The organism is Achromobacter sp. SIMBA_011 (assembly GCF_046535435.1).
Lineage (GTDB): Bacteria > Pseudomonadota > Gammaproteobacteria > Burkholderiales > Burkholderiaceae_B > Achromobacter > Achromobacter dolens.
This window is the reverse complement of sequence record NZ_JAWRWN010000003.1, coordinates 1-20,077: the sequence shown is the minus strand read 5'-3', so window position 1 is coordinate 20,077 and position 20,077 is coordinate 1. Positions and strand designations below refer to the sequence as shown.

Genomic DNA, 20,077 nt, shown 5'->3' with positions numbered 1-20,077 from the left:
TAGGGACAACCCTAATGCCGGGCGCGTCTTTTGTGCGCCATGGCGAACCCCTCGCGGAACGAGCCGAGGCCGTCGCGGTTTCCCGTCGGCTCCTGGTCCCGCCCTTACTAGATACGACATGGCTGCTTTCAATACCGAGCGCGTGCTGAGCGTGCACCACTGGAACGACACCCTGTTCTCCTTCACCACCACGCGTGACGCGGCCCTGCGGTTCCACAACGGCCACTTCGTCATGATCGGCCTGGAAGTCGAAGGCAAGCCGCTGCTGCGGGCGTACAGCATCGCCAGCGCCAATTACGAAGAGAACCTCGAATTCCTCAGCATCAAGGTGCAGAACGGTCCGCTGACCTCGCGCCTGCAGCATCTGAAGGAAGGCGACACCATCCTGGTGAGCCGCAAGCCGGTCGGCACGCTGGTGGTCGACGACCTCAAGCCGGGCAAGCACCTGTTCCTGTTCGGCACCGGCACGGGCCTGGCGCCCTTCATGAGCATCATCAAGGATCCGGACGTCTACGAACGCTTCGACAAGGTCATTCTGGTGCATGGCGTGCGCTGGGTCAGCGAGCTGGCCTACGCCGACTTCATCGAGAACGAACTGCCCAACAACGAGTTCTTCGGCGACGTGGTGCGCGAAAAGCTGGTCTATTACCCGACCGTCACGCGCGAGCCGTTCCGCAACCAGGGCCGCATCACCGAGCTGATGGAAAGCGGCAAGCTGTGCGAAGACATCGGCATTCCCCAGATCAACCCCGAAACCGATCGCGCCATGATCTGCGGCAGCCCGCACATGCTGGCCGACATCAGCGCCATGCTGGACAAGCGTGGTTTCGTGGTGTCGCCGGGCGTGGGCCAGCCGGGCGACTACGTGGTCGAGCGCGCCTTCGTCGACAAATAAGTCGCGCTTCATCCGCTCCAGCAAAAAGCCCCGTCGCATCTGCGACGGGGCTTTTTGTTTCTGCGGGATAGGCGCCAGCAGGGCGGCGCGCAGCCGCCCGGGACGGTCATTCCGGCTGGATGCCGGCCTTCTTGATGATGTCGCCCCACTTCTTCGACTCGGCCTGCTGGAACTGCGCCAGCTCGTCCGGCGTGGAGCTGGCCGGGTCGGTGCCTGTCTGGGCGTAGAACTGCTTGGCCGGCGCGCTCTGCGTGGCCTTGACCAGCAGTTCGTTCAGGCGCTTGACGACGTCGGGCGGGGTGCCGGCCGGCGCATAGGCCGCGAACCAGTAGCCCATCTCGTAGCCCGGCACGCCGGATTCGGCGATGGTGGGCACGTCCGGCGCCAGCGGCGAGCGTGCCTGGCCGGTCACGCCCAGGGCCCGCAGCTTGCCCGACTTGACCTGGGGGAGCCCGGTGGCGGTGTCGGTGATCATCATGTCGATCTGGCCGCCGAGCAGGTCGGTGACGGCCAGCGGGTTGCTCTTGTAGGGCACGTGCAGCAACTGAACGCCGGCCATCTGCTGCAGCAGTTCCCCGGCGATGCGGCTGCTGGAGCTGCCGCTGCCGAAGCTCAGCTTGCCGGGCGACTGGCGCGCCTGCGCCAGGAAGTCGCCGACCGACTTGGCGGTCGAATTGGGGTTGACCACCATGATCTGGCCGCCCTTGCCGAGCAGCGAGATCGGCGCGTAGTCCTTGACCGGCTGGTAGGTCAGCGTCTTGTACAGGTGCTCGTTGGCGGCGTGGGTGGTGTTGGTGGTGATGAGCACGGTGTAGCCGTCGGGCGCGGCGCGGGCCGCGGCGGCGGCGCCGATCATGGCGCTGGCGCCGGGCTTGTTCTCGATCACCACGGCCTGGCCGGTCTGTTCGGTGACGCCCTGGCCGATGGCGCGGCCGATCTGGTCGGTGGCGCTGCCGGCGGCGAACGGCACGATGAAGGTGATGGGCTTGGTCGGAAAGCCGTTGGCGGCGGCGCCCTGGGCCAGGGCGGTCAGCGGCATGGCGGCCAGCAGCAGGGCCAGCCGGCCCTTGAGGGTAAAGCGCATGATGTGTCTCCTGTCGTGTGTTGTGTGTGTTGTTGTCGTGGCGGTGCGGCGGGGTCAGGCGGGGGCGGGACGGTCCTCCGGAATGTCGGGCAGGCGGGCGGCCAGCGCCGCGCTGACCGGCACCGTCATGTCCAGCAGGCGGAAAGACAGGCTCTTGCCGTGCGCGTCCAGGTTGAGCGCGTCGTTGACCCCGCCGTCCAGCACGCCTTCGAGCACGAAGTTCATGGCGTGCAGGGTCGGCAGCAGGTAGCGGGTGACGCGGGCCGGCTGGCGATAGGCGAACCAGGCGGCCACGTGCGCTTCGGTGACCTGCGCGGCCAGCACTTCATAGCATTCGGGGTCCCAGGCGATCAGGCTGAGGTTGGAGGTGTCGCCTTTGTCGCCGGAGCGGCTGTGCGCCAGGCGGTACAGGGGGACGGTCATCGACGGGGTGTTCATTGCGGGATCTCGTCCAGGAAGCGCCAGCCGCTGGGCACGGCATCGCGGGGGATGGTGCAGGACACCATGTTCAGGCGCGGGCGCAGCGCCGTGCGCACGCCGCCGCCGCCCGCCGGGCCGCAGGTATAGAGCGCGGTGACTTCGCGCAGCACGCGTTCGGCGATGGCGCGATCGGTGTGCTCGCCGGCGATCCGCAGGCGCACATCGCGGGCATGTCCGGCCGCCTGGCCCTGCCGCAAGGCGCCGGCGTCGTTGTCCAGGATGCTGATGGCGCCGATGAGGTCGGCGCGCAGGCGCAGCGCCGAGCCGATGCGTTGGCGCACGATGTCGGCGGCGAGCCGGGCGCGCGCCTCGGCCTGCACGCCGGCGTAGGAAATCTCGGCCTCGGCCAGCCAGCCGCCGTGGTGGCAGACGTTGACCTTCAGTTCCGCGGGGCGCGCGTGGCCGGTGATGCCACGCACGGCGACGCGGTCGGGGCCCAGTTCCTCGACCCGCGCCTGGCTGAGGTCGGCGGTCACGTCGGGCGTCAGGTAGCGGGCCGGGTCGTGCACTTCGTACAGCAACTGTTCCTTGACCGTGCGGGCGTTCACCGCGCCGCCGGTGTCGGCGGCCTTGCCGATGACGAACTCGCCGTCGGCGTCGATCTCGGCGATGGGAAAGCCGGCGGCATGCACGTCCGGCACTTCCTTCAGGCCGGGCACGCAGAAATAGCCGCCGGTGACCTGCAGGCCGCATTCGAGCATGTGGCCGGCCATGGTGGCGCGGCCCAGGCGCGGCCAGTCTTGCGCGTCCCAGCCGAAATGGGCCAGCGCCGGGCCCAGCGTCAGCGACGGATCGGCGACGCGGCCGGCGACCACGATCTGCGCGCCGGCGGCCAGCGCCTGCGCGATCTCGCTGGCGCCCAGGTACGCGGTGGCGCTGACCACCTCGACCCCGTCCAGTGCCGCGCCCAGGCGTTGCCGCAACAGGTCGCGCTGTGCCGGTGTGTCCAGCGCGTCGCCATGGATCACGGCGATGCGCGGCGCCGGCAGGCCCTGCTGCGCCGCCAGTTCGGCAATGCGGCGCGCCGCGCCCACCGGGTTGGCGGCGCCAAAGTTGCTGACGATGGCGATGCCGTGGCGCAGGCAGTCGGCCAGCACCGGCGCCACCAGTTCGTCCAGCAGCGGCTCGTAGCCGCGGCGCGGGTCGGCATTGCGCGCCAGTTGCGCCAGCGCCAGGGTGCGCTCGGCCAGCGTTTCGAAGATCAGCGTGCCGCCGCCCCGGGCAGCCAGCGTACGCACCACGGCGGCGGCGCCGTCGCTGCGATCGCCGGAGAAGCCGGAGGCGCAACCGATGAGCAGGGGAGAGGAAGGCATAAAAGTCGCGTGAGGGAAGCCGGAGCCCACTATAGGCAGCGTCCGATCATCCGTAAAATAGAAATATCGGATCAATTAATCCAAAAAAGCCATGAATCTATCCGCCCGGCAATTGCGCGCTTTCGTGGCCCTGGCCGAAGAAAGGCACTTCACCCGCGCCGCCCAGCGCTGCCATCTGACGCAGCCGGCCTTCAGCGCGTTGATCCGGCAACTGGAAGACAGCGCCGGCCTGCGGCTGTTCGACCGCAACACCCGCAATGTGGAGCTGACGGCCGAAGGGCGCGTGCTGGACGCGTCGGCGCGCCGCCTGCTGGCCGATATGGACCTGGTGATGGAAGACCTGCGCGATCACGCCGCCCGCCGTCGCGGCCGGGTGGCGCTGGCCGCGCTGCCGTCGCTGGCGGCGGGTTGGCTGCCGCCGCTGCTGGCGAGGTTCCGCGAGCAGCATCCGGGCATCGCGGTGGACCTGCGCGATGCCTTGCTCGACCCGTGCCTGGACATGGTGCGCGACGGCCAGGTGGACTTCGCGGTGGCGTCGCGACGCCCGGACATGAGCGACCTGGACAGCGAGTTCCTGCACGCCGATCGCTATTTCCTGGTGTGCCGCGCCGATCATCCGCTGGCTGCGCAGGCGCGGGTGCGCCTGCGCGACGTGGCGCGTCATGCGGTGATCCAGTTGGCGCGCAACAGCAGCGTGCGCAAGCATCTGGACGCCGCCTTCGGCGCCGACGCGCCGCCGCCGGTGTTCGAGGTCGAGCACCTGGCCACGGTCACCGGGCTGGTGCGCGCCGGCCTGGGCGTGGCGGTGGTGCCGGCGATGACGCTGTTCCACTTCGGCGGCACGGACCTGCGCATCGTGCCGCTGGCGGGCAAGGCGCTGCTGCGGCCGCTGTATCTGGTGTGGCGCCAGGGCCGCAGCCTGCCGCTGGCGGCGCAGGCGCTGTACGACCTGCTGTGGGCGAGCCGGGCGGAGATCGGCGGCCCGCCCCTGGCGGACCGCCGTTGACGCCGGGCGGGCAGGGCGCCAGGCGGGGCAAGCGGCGCTAGGCCGTCAGCTTGCCGCGAGCCAGCGCCAGCAGTTCGTCGGGATGTTCGGCGATGCGCGTGCGGGCGGCGTCGGCGCGTTCGGTGCGGGCCTGGGTCTGGACGGCGGTTTCCAGCGTGCCTTCCTGGAAGGTGAAGTGACGGGCGATGTCGGCCAGCGCATTGGCATGGACCGCCATGTCCGCGTGGGCCGCCACGATCGGCACGCCATTGTGCTCGCCGATCTTGACCAGTACCTGCCCGACCGCCATGTGCTCGGCTTCCGCGCGCGCCAGGTCATTGGCGTCCGGACCATGCGGGTCGACGAAGGCGTTGTCGACGGAGACCAGGTACATGGCGGGGGACGCGGCGTCCAGCTTGGTGGTGACCGAGATGACGCCGGCATCGGTGACCGCTTCGCCCGCGTTCAGGCGCCTGAGCAACTCGGTGTTGTGGTCGTTGGTGGCCAGGGTGCGGGCATACACCTTGGGCTCGCCCGACGGCGTGGGGGGCGTCAGCACCCGCAGTTCCAGCCCGGCGATCAGTTTCTCGCGGGATATATCGCGGGCATCGTGGGTGTCGCGCGGGGGGCGGGATTCTCCCGTCCTGAGCGGCGCGTCGCCGCGTAGCGCCTGGTTGAAATCGCGACCGTTGAACGGGGGCGGCACGTGGTTGTCGTCCACGCTGCCGCCATCGGTCTGCGCCTGCTGGTACATCCACATGGCCAGATCCGCCTCCGGCGGCATCTGGTCGGCCACGCTCTTGGGCACGCCGAGGCTGGTCGCGGTCTCGCTGGCGCGTTGCTGGTGGAAGCGGACCGCCGCCTGGGCATCGCCCTGGAAGGGTTGCGCCGAGGGGCGTTTGAAGCTGTGGTCGCCTAGATAGGCGTAGACCTCTTTGGCGCGCTCGGGGGCGACGGTCGGCAAGGGCGGCGAGGCCGTGCCGGTCTGCCCGAACAGGGCCGAGACCGCGTTGACGAGGGCGTCGACCGCGATGCGCAGCAGGCCGGGGCCTTGCGAGGATGGCGTGGCGGGACTGGGCGGCGTGCGGTGGCCCTGGGTGCCGGCGGTCGAATGGCCGCGTGAACGCTGGATGCCGCCCGTGGTGGTGCCCGTGCCGCCAGTGCCACGAGTGCCACGGGTGCCCCCGGTGCCTCCGGTGCGTCCGGTACCCCCCGGCGGAATGGATGACGAGCTGTAGCGCCGCATCTGGATGTGGGTGCCCACCGGCCGGGAGCGGTTACTCAAGGTCTGGCGCCGCATGAACGACGAGACGATTTGTCTCTGGGTGCGGTTGGTGACCACACGTCTGGCGGAGTCCGCGATTTTGGGGGTTTGGCTGGTCAGGAGTCGGGAAATGCTTTGCATGGCGGGTCTCCCGGGGTCAGGCGCGCAGGACGCCGGGCGCCTGGCCGAACGGCTCCGCGCTGGCGGCGGCGGTGGCCACGGGCAGGGCGTCGCGATAGGCATCGAGCGCCTTGCCCGCCAGCACGGCGAAATTGCCCAGGACGTTCTGGAAACTGGTTTCGTCCATGTCCGGCAGGTCCACGACCCAGCGGTACAGCACGACCTGTTCCTGCGGCTCCAGCGCGAAGGCGCCCGGCAGCAGATCCGGGTCGCAATTGAGTTGCAGGACGTTGCGCAGCAGGGTCGGGTGGACGTCGGCATCCAGGGCGTCGACCTGGACCGCCAGGATGAACACCTCGCTGTTCTCGGGCGGGTGGGCCAGGATGATGGCTTCCGGGAACGGGGATATGCTCAAGACCGTGATGCCGGTCTGTTCGAATTCGTCCGAGTCTTGCGCGCCGGTGGCCTGGCGAATCCAATCCTTGAGGGTGACGCGATAGTCCTGGGCCATGATGTTTTCCTTGGGTGGGAATGCCGGTGGGCGATGCCGGGGCGGTCCGCATTGCGTTTTTCCGTCCCGAAGTGTGGGTAACATGGACGGTTCGGGGGTTCCCTGGCATAGAGCCTTTCGCAAAACCCTATTGCCGATTAAAATCCGATAGTTGTAGCTATCCGTCACCAGAAGGATTCCGCCCATGAGCAAGCAAATCATCCATACCGACGCCGCGCCCGCCGCCGTTGGCCCTTACTCGCAAGCGGTTGCCGTCACTGGCACCAAGACCGTCTACCTTTCGGGCCAGATCGGCCTCGAGCCCGGCACCGGCGACCTGGTCTCCGAGAATTTCGATGCGCAGGTGCGCCAGGCCTTCGCCAACATGACGGCCGTGGTCGAAGCGGCCGGCGGCACGCTGGACAATGTGGTCAAGCTGACGCTGTTCCTGACCGACCTGGGCAAGTTCACCGCCGCCAACGCCATCATGGCCGAACTCATTCCGCAGCCGTTCCCGGCCCGTTCGACGGTCGGCGTGGCCAGCCTGCCCAAGGGCGCGCAGTTCGAGGTCGAGGCCGTCCTGGTCCTGTAACGCCCGCCCACGCGCGTTTTCCCCCGGGGTTTCCTCCCATATGCCGGCCGCGGCAGTGGCTTCCAAGCGATCCGGCGCCGATTCCAAAGGCGCCGGCAAAGCCATGACGGATACGGAGCGCAAGCTGCGTAACCTGGGTCTGGTGCTGCCCGAGGACTTCGTGCTGCACCTGCCGCTGCGCTACGAGGACGAAACCCGGGTCATCCCGATCAGCCAGTTGCGGCCGGGCTTCGCCGGCCAGGTCGAAGGCGAGATCACCAAATCCGAAGTGCTGTACCGGCCGCGGCGCCAACTGACCGCGACGCTGGCCGATGACAGCGGCGAATTGCAGTTGCGCTGGCTGAATTTCTACCCCAGCCAGCAGAAGCAGGTCACGGTCGGCAGGCGGCTGCGCGCGCGCGGCGAGGTCCGTGGCGGTCTGTTCGGGCGCGAGATGGTGCATCCGCGCCTGACCAACGCCGACGCGCCGCTGCCCACCGCGCTGACGCCCGTCTATCCCACCACCGAGGGCCTGCCGCAGTTGACGCTGCGGCGCGCCATCGCGCAGGCGCTGGACCGCGCCGACCTGTCCGATACGCTGCCGCCGCAGGCGCTGGCGCGTTACGACCTGGCGCCGTTCGAGCCGGCGATCCGCGCGTTGCACACGCCGGCGCAGGGCGAGTCCGAGGCGGCCCTGCTGGAGCGCGTGCATCCCGCCTGGCGCCGCATCAAGTTCGATGAGTTGCTGGCTCAGCAGTTGTCGCTGGCCGCGGCGCGCGCCGCGCGGCGCGTCAAGGAAGCCGAGGCGCTGCCGGCGCGCGACGAGCCGGGCGGCCTGGTGGACCGGCTGTACCAGGCGCTTCCCTTCAAGCTGACCGGGGCGCAGCAGCGCGTGGTGGCCGAGATTTCGGCGGACCTGGCGCGGCCGTATCCGATGCATCGCCTGCTGCAGGGCGATGTCGGCAGCGGCAAGACCGTGGTCGCCGCGATCGCCGCGGCCCAGGCCATTGCTGGCGGCGCGCAGGTGGCGCTGATGGCGCCCACCGAAATCCTGGCCGAGCAGCATTTCCGCAAGCTGGTGTCGTGGCTGCAGCCGCTGGGCGTGAACGTTGCGTGGCTCAGCGGCAGCCTGACGGCCAAGGCGCGGCGCGAGGCCGCCGCCGCGGCGGCCGACGGCAGCGTGCAACTGGTGGTGGGCACCCAGGCCCTGATCCAGGACCACGTCGAGTTCCACCGGCTGGGGCTGTCGATCGTCGACGAGCAGCACCGCTTCGGCGTCGGCCAGCGCCTGGCGCTGACGCGCAAGGGCGAGACGGTGCGCGGCCGCATCGTGCCGCACCAGCTCAACATGAGCGCCACGCCGATTCCTCGCACGCTGGCCATGACCTTCTTCGCCGACCTGGACGTGTCGGTGATCGACGAACTACCGCCGGGGCGTACGCCGGTGCTGACCAAGCTGGTGTCGGACGCGCGCCGCGAGGAGGTCATCGCCCATATCGCCCAGGCCGCGCGCGGCGGCCGGCAGGCCTATTGGGTCTGTCCGCTGGTCGAGGAAAGCGAAGCCCTCGAGTTGCAGACCGCCGTCGACACCTACGAGGGCATGCGCGCCGACCTGCCGGACCTGCGCATCGGCCTGGTGCACGGCCGCCTGCCGCAGGCCGAGAAGGCCGCCGTGATGCAGGCCTTCCGAGAGGGCGAGATCGACCTGCTGGTGGCGACCACCGTGATCGAGGTCGGGGTGGACGTGCCCAATGCCTCGATGATGGTCATCGAACACGCCGAGCGCTTCGGGCTGGCGCAACTGCACCAACTGCGCGGCCGGGTGGGGCGCGGCACCGCCGAGTCCGTCTGCGTCCTGATCTACCAGACGCCGTTGTCGCAGGTGGCGCGCGAGCGCCTGCGCGCCATGTTCGAAACCTCGGATGGCTTCGAGATTGCGCGCCGCGACCTGGAGCTGCGCGGTCCGGGCGAATTCCTGGGCACGCGCCAGTCCGGCATGGCGTTGCTGCGTTTCGCCGATCTGGAAACCGACGCCGAGATCGCCGAGCAGGCGCGCGACGCCGCGGTGTGGCTGCGCGCCGAACATCCCGCCGCCGTCGAGGCGCACCTGGCCCGCTGGATGCGGGGCAGGGAAGACTTCCTGCGCACCTAGCGGACGAGCATTCCGATGACCTTTTCATTTTCCAGCGCGGCCCGCCGGGCGCGCGCTCAACTCCCGGGGGCGTAGTCCACCATGACTCTCACCGAACTGAAATACATCGTGGCGGTGGCGCGCGAGCGCCATTTCGGCCGGGCGGCCGAGGCCTGTTTCGTCAGCCAGCCCACGCTGTCGGTGGCGATCCGCAAGCTCGAGGACGAGCTGGGCGTGACGCTGTTCGAGCGGGGCGGGGCCGAAGTGGGCGTGACGCCCATCGGCCAGCGCATCGTCGCCCAGGCCCAGAAGGTGCTGGAAGAGAGCGCCAGCATCAAGGAGATCGCGCGCCAGGGCCACGACCCGCTGGCCGGTCCGTTGCGGGTCGGCGTGATCCACACCATCGGCCCGTACCTGCTGCCGCGCCTGGTGCCAGTGCAGATCGGCCGCACGCCGCAGATGCCGCTGCTGCTGCAGGAGAACTTCACCGTGCGCCTGGTGGAGCTGCTGCGTCAGGGCGAGATCGATTGCGCCATCATGGCGCTGCCGCTGCCCGAAGCGGGGCTGGTGATGCAGCCGCTGTACGACGAGCCGTTCGTGGTGGCGGTGCCGCAGGACCACGAGCTGGCGCAGCGCGAGTCGATCGACGCGCAGGACCTGAAGCAGCAGACCATGCTGCTGCTTGGCAGCGGCCACTGTTTCCGCGACCAGGTGCTGGAGGTGTGTCCGGAGCTGTCGCGCTTCTCGGCCGCCAGCGACGGCATCCAGCGCACCTTCGAGGGATCTTCGCTGGAGACCATCCGCCACATGGTCGCGGCCGGGATCGGCGTGACGGTGCTGCCGGTGACTGCTGTCCCGGAGCAGCCGCCGGCCAACAGTCTGCTGCGCTACCTGCCGTTCGAGGGCCACGTGCCCGAGCGTCGCGTGGTGCTGGCCTGGCGCCGCAGCTTCCCGCGGCTGGCGGCGATCGAGGCGCTGGCCCAGGCGGTGTACGAATGCGAACTGCCTGGCGTGCGGATGCTGTCGGACGAAGCCGCGGCCGTGCAGGACTGAAGAAAATACGAGCGGATTTGCGCTCGATCAAGCCGCATGGCGGCGGCCGGCGGCAGCGCCGGATTGTCGCAATCGCGGTGTTATCCTCGTTTTGTCTACCAACCCCACAGGGAGCTAGCAATGGCAAAGTCCTCCAAGAAGACCCCCAGCGTTCCGCGCATCAACATCGGCATTTCGGACAAGGACCGCGCCGCCGTCGCCGGCGAGCTGTCCAAGCTGCTGGCCGACTCGTACACCTTGTACCTGATGACGCACAACTTCCACTGGAACGTCACGGGGCCCATGTTCAACACGCTGCACCTGATGTTCATGACCCAGTACACCGAGTCGTGGAACGCGCTGGACAGCATCGCCGAACGCATCCGCGCCCTGGGCCACTACGCGCCGGGCACGTATCGCGAGTACGCCAAGCTGTCGTCCATCGCCGAGCCGGAATCCGTGCCCGAAGCGCTGGAAATGGTGCGCCTGCTGGTCAACGCCAATGAGTCGGTCGCCAAGACCGCCCGCGCCGCCTTCGAGAAGGCCGACGCCGCCAACGACCAGCCGACCGCCGACCTGCTGACCCAGCGCCTGGACGTGCACGAAAAGAACGCCTGGATGCTGCGCAGCCTGCTGCAGTAAGCATGGAGATGGCGCCCGCCGCGGGCGCCTGCGACACCCCAAGCCGGCGCCTCGTGGCGCCGGTTTTTTTTGCGTGCGGACAAGGCCGGGCCACGGGGCGGATGGCGCGCCGATTGATGGCTGCGGCCACGCAACGGCGCAATGTCCGCTTTGCGGCTGTCCCGCATTTTTGCGGGGGCGGCAGCGCGCTATACCGGATCGATGATATGTCGGGCTGGTCCGCCGACGTATAAGTGACTGCTGCCCGCCTCCGGTTTTCCTCCTGTTTGCCTACCTAGAATTTTCATCGCGTCTGCCCTCAGGCAATGCGCATGTTCGTTCATTTCCGGAGGAGGTGCGTCGAGCGTCGTCGATGACGCTCGACGCCTGTGTAGGCAACCATGACCATATCCCATTGGCCCGAGCCGTTCGCGACATGCGCGGCCTTGAAGAAAGATTCCGCCGGCGCGACGTCCGCGCCACGTGTTCCGTTTCGCCTGAACCGGACGACCGCGGCGCTCTGCGCCGGCCTGATGGTCTCTGGCTCCTTTTCCACCGCGATCGCCGCGACCGGCGTGCAGACCGTCAGCCTGCCCGCCCAGGAGGATCCGTATTCGCTGGAAGAGGTTGACGGGCTGGGCGCGACGGGCAGCTCCGCCTATGTGATCAGCAGCCCTGACGGGGCCGATGTCGAGGCGAACCGGGTGTCCGTCGATGGACGCACGGTGGTCACGGGGGGCAAGGGGAGCGGGGTGTATACGACAGGAGGCAGCGCGATTCGGGGGGCGGGGTTCAGCGTTTCCAATGCGGGCATTCTTCTGGGCGGCTCCGGCGGTGATAGTGCTCGGTCACAATGGAGCGTGACCGCCGCTGCCTCGGCGGGGAGCGCAATCAGTGGAAGCCGCATGAACATCACGAACCGTCTGGTCATTCAGGGCGGTTCGGGTTCTTCAGGGATGGGGGACTATTACAACTGGGGGCAACCCTATTATTCCGCGGCTCCAGGCGGCTTGGGCGGGAATGGAATCCAGGGTGACGGCCTGCGGATCATCAACGCTGGCGGCGCCCAGATATTGGGCGGAGGTGGGGGCGCGGGCGGAAGTGCTCATATTCCTGCGTATGGCGTCGTTGGCGGGGATGGCGGCGCCGCTATCAGCGGCAGCAACCTCACCATCATCAATAGCGGAGATATCGAAAAGGGCGCGGGCGGGGCTGGCACGGGAATCGCTAAGTCAGGCCGGGACGGCGCCGCCATCTCCCTGACGGGGGGCGTGAATTCCCTCACGCTCGAAGCGGGCTCGAGCATCGACGGCAATATCGTGCTGTCGCATGACGACAAGACGCTGGGCGCGCCGCGCTTGTCGATCCTCAACCGCGGCGGCAGCTCGGCCCGGGTAAAGGGCGACGTCATCGTCGGCGCGGGCGCCGATGCCGGATTCGCCGGCAATCCGATGACAGTGGACGGCAGCGTCAGGTTGGGCGATGGCGCGATGTTGTCGATCACGTCAGCGAGCGCGCCGTCGGGTGAATCGCCGGCAAGCATGCAGGCCAGAACCGTCAGCATCGGTACGGATGTCGGCTTCAACCTGTCCGGGGTCGGGCAGGGCAGCGCGACGGACGCGTTGCTGTTCAGCGCGACGGGCGGAAAGATCGAAGGCGATTTCGCCCATGTCGCCATCGGCGGGAAAAAAGCGGTGCACGACGCCGCCGACCCGACCCAATGGATCTCGGACTATCTGACCCTGCGTACCCGCAAGTCCGACGACGGGGAGCACTTCCTGGGGAGCTGGCGGCTGGCCTGGTTCGACACGCCGCCCAAGGCGCATGGCACGTTCCTGATCGGTGACGACGAGGCGTTTACCGTGGGCGCGGCGTTGAGCAAGGTGCAGGCCACCGATGACTGGGACGGCAACAGCCTGACCAAGCAGGGGCCGGGCACGCTGATCCTGAGCGGCGACAACACCTACAGCGGCGATACCGTGGTGGAGGCGGGCACCCTGCGCGTGGGCAACAACGGCGCGACGGGCGCCGTGGCCGGAAACATCGTCAATCAGGGCGAGCTGGTCTTTGACCGTAGCGACGCGGCGACCTACGCGGGCGTGATTTCAGGCGCGGGCACGGTGACGCAGGCCGGCACCGGCGTCCTGACATTGAGCAACCAGAACACCTACACCGGCGCCACCGCCATCACCGCCGGCACGCTCTACACCGCGGTGGCGGACGCCATGGCCTACAGCACGGCGCTGTCGGTGTGGGCGGACGCGGAGTGGAACCTGGACGGTCATTCGCAGACGCTCGCCGCCGGCGCGACGCTCACGAATCGCGGCGTCATCCAGACGGGGGGCGCCGACCTGCGCGGCAGCGACCTGACCCTCACCAACACCAATCGCGGCAGCATCGATGCGGGCGATGGCGCGCTGGTCCTGACTGGCGGCGCCAATACCCTGACGCTCGAACGCGGGGCCAGGATGGCCGGCGGCGTGAAACTGTCCGCGGGCGCGGATGCGGATCATCTCACTGCCTTGCGCATTGTCAGCAATGTCGATTCCCTGGTGAGCGGCACGTTGACGGCGGCCGCGCATACCCGCCTTACCCTGGCCGGCAAGGGATTGACGTTCAGCGGCGACGCCGCGCTGGGGGCCGGCGCCTTGGCCTTCGAGCCGGGCAGCAGCCTGAGCGCGCGCGCGGTTTCGTTCGATGAGGGCGCCACGGTATCCGCCGGCCTGACGGGGTGGGATCAGCACGCGGTGCGGCTGATCACCACCACCGGTGGCATTACGGGGGCATGGCGCGCCGGCGAGGTGCTGGTGGACGGCTCGGCCGCTCCGGAGTACGGCTACCTCAACACCGACGGGCGCAACATGCAGTACTCCTTGCGCTGGGACGGGTTGGATGCGGCGGCCAGCGGCACGTTCCACGTGGCCGATGGCAAGACCTTCGAGGTGACGGGCGCGCTCTCGAACAACACGGCGCAGGTCAATCCCGACTGGGATGGCCGGCGCCTGACCAAGGCCGGCGGCGGCACCTTGGTTCTCAGCGCCGACAATCTTTACGACGCGGGCACGCGCGTCCTGGAAGGCACGTTGCAGTTGGGCAAGGGCCGCGCCACCGGCAGCGTGCAGGGGGACATCGTCAACGAGGGCTTGCTGGTGTTCGATCATGGCGCCGAGGCGGCCGCGTACGCCGGGCAGATTTCGGGCTCGGGTTCGGTGGCCAAGAACGGCGCCGGCACGATGACGCTGACCGGCGACCACCTTTACACCGGGCGCACCACCATCAATGCCGGCACGCTGCGGATTGGCGATGGCGGCGCCACCGGCTCCCTGCAAGCCAATGTCGCCAACAATGCCGCGCTCGTCTTCAACCGCGGCGACAGCCTGACCTATGGCGGCAGGCTGTCCGGCACGGGCAGCCTGACGCAGGCCGGCGCCGGGACGCTGATCCTGACCGGCACCAATATCTATTCCGGCGATACCCGCGTCGATGCCGGCACCCTGCAATTCGGGGCGCCCGGCGCCGACACGTCCCTCAATGTGTTGAGCGGCGGGCTCACGGTCGCGCCGGGCGCGACATTGGCCAGGGACCCGTCGGCGACGCTACGGGTCGGCGGCAACGTGATGATCGGGGCGGGCTCGACGCTGCTGCTGCGCGACACGATGCAAACAACCTCGTCTTCGCCGGGGCTGACGATGGGCACGCTGAACATCGGCGCCGACGCCACCCTGCATCTGCCCAACTTCGTCGACAGGCCTGCCGCCGACGTCGAATTGTTCCGCTCGGCTGGCGGCATCGGGGGCGACTTTGCCCATGTTGTGTTGGGCGAGGCGTACGTGCCCGAGGTGGACTATCGCAAGCTGACCGTCAGGAAATCGGGCGGCAGCTTCGTGGCCGGGTACGGCTTGAGCTGGTATGCGCACCCCTCCATGTCGCATGGCACCTTCACGGTCGATACCGACGACACGGTCAGTGAGGCGCTCAAGGATGTGGCGGCCAGTACCGATCCGGACAAGCGCTGGAACGGCGCCAGCCTGACCAAGCAGGGGCTCGGGACGCTGACCCTGACTGGCGAGAACAGCTACCGGGGCGGCACCGTGGTGCGCGCGGGCACGCTGCGCATCGGCGACGGCGGCACGGCGGGCGTCGTCACGGGAAACATGTCCATCGAGGATGGCGCCGCGCTGGTCTTCGACCATAGCGATGATGTCGCGGTTTTCATGGGCACCATCGCAGGGGCGGGCACGATCACCAAGAAAGGGACCAATACCTTGTCGCTCTGGGCCGATGGCCGAGGCTATGCCGGCGTCACCACGATCGAGGGCGGCACGCTGAAGGTTGGCTCTTCCGGATATGCAGGATACACGCTGGCGATGCTGGCCGGGGACATCATCGACCACGGCACACTGGAATTCCGCGCCGTCAGTGGTCTTTACAACGACGTGATTTCCGGCTCCGGCGGCGTCAAGCTCACAAGTAGCGATGTGACATTTGTCGGCGAAAATTCCTACAGCGGTCTTACTACCCTCGACAACGGAAGGCTCTATATCGGCAACCGTGGCACGACCGGTTCCCTGGCTGGAGACATCCACATTCAATCCGGCTCGGTGGGCTTTCAGCGCTCCGATGCGTTGGAATACGGTGGGGTGATTTCCGGGGCAGGGAGTGTTGCACAGGGCAATCTCTACGGCGGGGGCGGCGGTACGCTGACGCTGACCGGTGAGAACAGCTATACCGGCGGCACATCGATCTACGGTGGCACGCTACGCATCGGCAAGGGCGGCACCGCGGGCTCGGTGGTGGGGAACATTTCCAACAGCGGCGCGCTGGTTTTCGACCGCAGCGACGATGTGCAATACACGGGCGTGGTTTCAGGTGGCGGCAGCGTCACCCAGGACGGCGGCGGCCGCCTGTTGCTGACGGCGGCGAACACCTATACCGGAGACACCTTCATCAACGCCGGCGTGCTGCAGTTGGGCGATGGCGGCGCGGGCGGTTCGGTTGCGGGCAATATCGTCAACAACGCCACGCTGATCTTTGACCGCGGCAATGCGGTCACGTACGCGGGCAGGATTTCCGGCAGTGGCGCGCTCATCAAGCAGGGCGCCAACACCCTGACGCTGGGCGCAAGCAATACCTATGGCGGCTCGACCGCCATCAATGCCGGCACCTTGAAATTCGCCGGTGGCGCAATCGCCGCCAACACGCTGGGTGGCCGGGTGGCCGTGGCTGACGGTGCCAGTCTCGCGATCCAGGTGCCGGCCAGCGTGCGTGTTTCGGACCAGGTGGCCTTGCGGCAAGGGTCCACGCTGGCCCTGCAGGATGCCATGAAGGGCATCGCGTCCGGCCCCGGCCTGGCGGCCAGCAAGGTGTCGATCGGCGACGATGTCACCTTGGCGCTGTCCGGCATCGCCCACAAGATCCAGCGCGACGTGCTGTTGTTCAGCGCCGACGAGGCCATCGAGGGAGAGTTCTCGCGTGTCGCCACGGACGGATTCGAAAGGCCGGTCGATTACCTGACGCTGACCACCCGCAAATCCGACGACGGCAAGCAGTACCTGGCGGACTATGACCTGACCTGGCTGCTTGGCAATGGCCAGGCGGACGGCCTGTTCACCATCGCCACCGGACTTGCGCAGACCATTGAAGACGCGCTCACGAACGCCGACGCCAATACCGCCACGGGTTGGGACGGCAGCAGCCTGACCAAGCAGGGAGGGGGGACGCTGGTCCTGACCGGCGACAACACCTACACCGGCGCCACCACGATCGCGGCCGGGACGCTGGCGCTGGGCGCTGGCGGGGCCACGGGCTCGGTGACCGGCGATGTCGTCAACCAGGGCGCGCTGGTCTTCAATCGCGGCGATGCCGTGACCTATTCGGGCGAGATTTCAGGCGCTGGAACGGTCACCAAGAAAGGCACCAACACCCTGACCTTGACCGGTGATAACACCTACACCGGCCGCACCACCATCGAAGCCGGCTCGTTGCGGGTGGGCGACGGCGGCGCGAGCGGCGCCCTGGCGGGCGACATCGCCTTCCAGAATGCCTCAGGCTCGCTGGTGTTCGACCGCAGCGATGCCTCGCGGTATGGGGGCGTCGTCTCCGGCGCTGTCGGCGTCGCAAAGAACGGCGCCGGCACGCTCGTCCTGTCGGGAGACAATACCTATACCGGCGGCACCGTCATCAACGCGGGCGCGCTGCAGCTTGGCGACGGCGGCGTCGGCGGTTCGGTGCGCGGAAACATCGTCAACAATGGCGCGCTGGTGTTCGACCACGGCAGCGAAGCGCTAAACACGGGCGATATTTCGGGCACGGGCACGGTGATCCAGACCGGCGCCGGCGTGCAGGTGCTTGGTGGCGGCAATAGCTACAGTGGCGATACGGCGATCCGGGCTGGCACTTTGCGGTTCGGCAATGGCACGGCGGCCGTCAGTACGCTCGCCGGCGGGATCGATGTGGCCGATGGCGCCACGTTGTCGGTGCACGCGCCCGCGACCGTCGCCTTGTCCGGCGCCGTGGTTCTCGAAAATGGGGCGACGCTGTCCATGTTGGACCCGCTGAAAAGCGGCGCGCCGTTCGGCAATCTGACGGCCTCCAAGGTGCGTATCGGCGATAACGTCTCGCTCGATCTGTCCGGCTTCGTGCACAAGCCCAACCAGACCAAGGTGCTGTTCAGCGCGGCGGATGGCATCGAAGGCGACTTTGCACGCGTCAGGTCGGACGGATTCCAGAAGAAGGTCGACTATCTGACGGTGGTCACCCGAAAATCCGAGGACCAAAAACGCTACCTGGCCAGTTACGGCCTGAGCTGGCTGGCCGACAACGGGCTGGAGCATGGCACCTTCACCCTGGCCGCCGGCGAGCAGGATACCGTGGACGTATCGTTGATGGATGTGAAACCGTCCGCGCATTGGGACGGCGCCAGCCTGACCAAACAAGGGGCCGGCATGCTGACGCTGACCGGCGATCACATCTACAGCGGCGACACCACGATCGCCGCCGGCACGCTGGCTTTGGGCGCGGGCGGCAACACCGGCTCGATCACAGGCGATATCGCCAACCGGGGCACGTTGGTTTTCAATCGTGCCAACGCGGCAACCTACGCGGGTGTGATCTCGGGCGCGGGGGTTGTCACGAAGAAGGGGCCCAATGTCCTGACGCTGGCGGGCGATAACACCTACACCGGACTGACCACCGTGGAAGGCGGCACGCTGCGCATCGGTGATGGCGGTACAAGCGGCTCCCTGGCCAGCGATGTCACTTTCGCGGGCCTGGGCAGCATGGTGTTTGACCGCAGCGATGCGTCGCAGTACGCGGGCGTGATCAAGGGGGGCGGCGTGGGGGTTCAAAAGAATGGCGCCGGCACCCTGATCCTGTCCGGCGATAACACGTATACCGGTAACACCGTCATCAATGCAGGCGTTCTGCAGCTTGGCGACGGAAGGGTGAGCGGGTCGGTGGGAGGCGCCATCGTGAACAACGCCGTCCTGGCCTTTGATCGCAGCGATGCGGTGACCTTCTCGAATGCGATCTCAGGCACGGGTGACGTGATCAAGCGCGGCAACAACACCCTCACTTTGCGCTACGGCTCGACCCATAAGGGCGAGACCCGTATCGAGGCGGGCACGCTCAAGATCGGCGTGGCGAACGCATTCGCGCAGTCCTCCGGTCTGACCGTGGCGCCTGGCGCCACCCTCAACCTGGGGGGACCCGGCTACCAGGCGATTCGCCAGTTGGACAACCGCGGCATCATCCTGTTCAACGACCAGGGCGCACCCGCGGCCGGGGGCGGCATCCAGGTGGTCGGAAACATGCGCCACGGCGGCATGCTGATGCTGAACACTTGCGCCGACTGCGCCGGCCAAGTCTACGTACAGGACGGAGACTGGGTCGGAGACGGTGGCACCGTGTCTTTCGGCACGGTGCTCGGCGGCGACGCCAGCAAGACGGACCAACTGCGGATCAGTGGCGCTGCGAGCGGCACGACTTATGTCGTGGTGACCAACGAGGGAGGGGCCGGCGCGCAGACGATCGAGGGGATCGAACTTATTCGGACCGGGACTTCCACGGCGGACGCCTTCGTACAAAGAGGCCGCATCGCCGCCGGCGCCTATGACTACCATCTGCAAAAGGGCTCGGCTTCGGGGAAGAACGAGAACAACTGGTATCTGACGAGTTTCATCGCGCCGCCGGAAAAACCAAGCGAGCCGCCTGCCGACGAGCCTGAGGCGCCGCCCGTCGACGAGCCGGCAGTCCCGCCTGTCGATGCGCCAGTGGTGCCGCCTGCGGAGAAGCCGTCGGTTCCGCCTGCTGACAAGCCGGAGGTTCCGCCTGTTGATGGGCCGGTGGTGCCGCCGACTGACAAGCCGGAGGCTCCGCCCGTTGAGACGCCGTCGGTGCCGCCCGCTGACAAGCCGGAGGTTCCGTCCGTTGATGCGCCGCCGGTGCCGCCTGCTGACAAGCCGGAGGTCCCGTCCGTTGATGCGCCAGTGGTGCCGCCGACTGACAAACCGGAGGCTCCGCCCGCTGAGACGCCGTCGGTGCCGCCCACTGACAAGCCGGAGGTCCCGTCCGTTGATGCGCCAGTGGTGCCGCCGACTGACAAACCGGAGGCTCCGCCCGCTGAGACGCCGTCGGTGCCGCCCACTGACAAGCCGGAGGTCCCGTCCGTTGATGCGCCGCCGGTGCCGCCGACTGACAAGCCGGAGGTTCCGCCCGCTGAGACGCCGTCGGTGCCGCCCGCTGACAAGCCGGAGGTCCCGTCCGTTGATGCGCCAGTGGTACCGCCGACTGACAAGCCGGAGGCTCCGCCCGTTGAGACGCCGCCGGTGCCGCCTACCGACAAGCCGGAGGTTCCGCCCGTTGATGCGCCCGTGGTACCGCCGACTGACAAGCCGGAGGTTCCGCCCGTTGAGGCGCCGTCGGTGCCGCCTGCCGACAAGCCGGAGGTTCCGCCCGTTGATGCGCCAGTGGTACCGCCCACTGACAAGCCGGAGGCTCCGCCTGCTGAGACGCCGTCGGTGCCGCCCGCTGACAAGCCGGAGGTCCCGCCTGCCGACAAGCCGGAGGTTCCGTCCGTTGATGCGCCGCCGGT

General features: G+C 68.1%; 12 protein-coding genes. 7 read left to right on the top strand and 5 right to left on the bottom strand.

Features of this window, described 5'->3' with window-relative positions; genetic code table 11:
- The first annotated feature begins 118 nt into the window (after positions 1-118).
- The gene (locus SB816_RS13205; RefSeq protein ID WP_026383518.1) at positions 119-895 is read left to right on the top strand and encodes a ferredoxin--NADP reductase; all 777 of its coding nucleotides are present in this window, start codon (positions 119-121) and stop codon (positions 893-895) included.
- 106 nt (positions 896-1,001) lie between these two features.
- Here the strand turns inward: SB816_RS13205 and SB816_RS13200 are convergent, their stop codons facing one another.
- Genes SB816_RS13200 through SB816_RS13190 form a run of 3 tightly spaced genes read right to left on the bottom strand, consistent with a single transcriptional unit; the run spans position 1,002 to position 3,772 of the window.
- Positions 1,002-1,979, bottom strand: a complete 978-nt coding sequence (locus tag SB816_RS13200; protein ID WP_064522970.1) for a Bug family tripartite tricarboxylate transporter substrate binding protein — start codon at positions 1,977-1,979, stop codon at positions 1,002-1,004.
- Positions 1,980-2,033: 54 nt separating this feature from the next.
- A complete protein-coding gene (locus tag SB816_RS13195; protein WP_410547133.1) occupies positions 2,034-2,417 on the bottom strand; it encodes a hypothetical protein in 384 nt (127 codons plus the stop codon).
- Positions 2,414-3,772: an acyclic terpene utilization AtuA family protein gene (locus tag SB816_RS13190; protein WP_054502620.1), complete on the bottom strand. Its 1,359-nt coding sequence runs from the start codon at positions 3,770-3,772 to the stop codon at positions 2,414-2,416. The genes SB816_RS13195 and SB816_RS13190 overlap by 4 nt, the downstream gene beginning before the upstream one ends.
- Before the next feature lie 91 nt (positions 3,773-3,863).
- Here SB816_RS13190 and SB816_RS13185 point away from each other — a divergent pair, with 91 nt between their 5' ends.
- A complete protein-coding gene (locus SB816_RS13185) occupies positions 3,864-4,778 on the top strand; it encodes a LysR family transcriptional regulator (RefSeq protein ID WP_054502619.1) in 915 nt (304 codons plus the stop codon).
- Positions 4,779-4,815: 37 nt separating this feature from the next.
- On the opposite strand, the gene SB816_RS13180 is transcribed toward SB816_RS13185, so the two are convergent.
- Both SB816_RS13180 and SB816_RS13175 read right to left on the bottom strand, forming a co-directional pair.
- Entirely contained in the window at positions 4,816-6,042 is a 1,227-nt protein-coding gene (locus SB816_RS13180; protein WP_410547132.1) for a hypothetical protein, read from the bottom strand.
- A 136-nt stretch (positions 6,043-6,178) separates the two neighbouring features.
- The gene (locus tag SB816_RS13175; RefSeq protein ID WP_116791208.1) at positions 6,179-6,652 is read right to left on the bottom strand and encodes a YbjN domain-containing protein; all 474 of its coding nucleotides are present in this window, start codon (positions 6,650-6,652) and stop codon (positions 6,179-6,181) included.
- Between the two features lie 184 nt (positions 6,653-6,836).
- Between SB816_RS13175 and SB816_RS13170 the strand changes: the two genes are divergently transcribed.
- The 5 genes from SB816_RS13170 to SB816_RS13150 all read left to right on the top strand — a co-directional run.
- Positions 6,837-7,223, top strand: coding sequence for a Rid family detoxifying hydrolase (locus SB816_RS13170; RefSeq protein WP_054502616.1), 387 nt, complete (start codon positions 6,837-6,839; stop codon positions 7,221-7,223).
- A 40-nt stretch (positions 7,224-7,263) separates the two neighbouring features.
- Complete coding sequence (gene recG / locus SB816_RS13165) at positions 7,264-9,354, top strand: ATP-dependent DNA helicase RecG (RefSeq protein ID WP_144655032.1); 2,091 nt, start codon at positions 7,264-7,266, stop codon at positions 9,352-9,354.
- 81 nt (positions 9,355-9,435) lie between these two features.
- Entirely contained in the window at positions 9,436-10,386 is a 951-nt protein-coding gene (locus SB816_RS13160; protein ID WP_054502614.1) for a LysR substrate-binding domain-containing protein, read from the top strand.
- 120 nt (positions 10,387-10,506) lie between these two features.
- Complete coding sequence (locus SB816_RS13155) at positions 10,507-11,007, top strand: Dps family protein (protein ID WP_006386428.1); 501 nt, start codon at positions 10,507-10,509, stop codon at positions 11,005-11,007.
- A 380-nt stretch (positions 11,008-11,387) separates the two neighbouring features.
- A partial coding sequence (locus SB816_RS13150) for an autotransporter-associated beta strand repeat-containing protein (RefSeq protein ID WP_410547131.1) occupies positions 11,388-20,077 on the top strand: 8,690 nt, incomplete at its 3' end.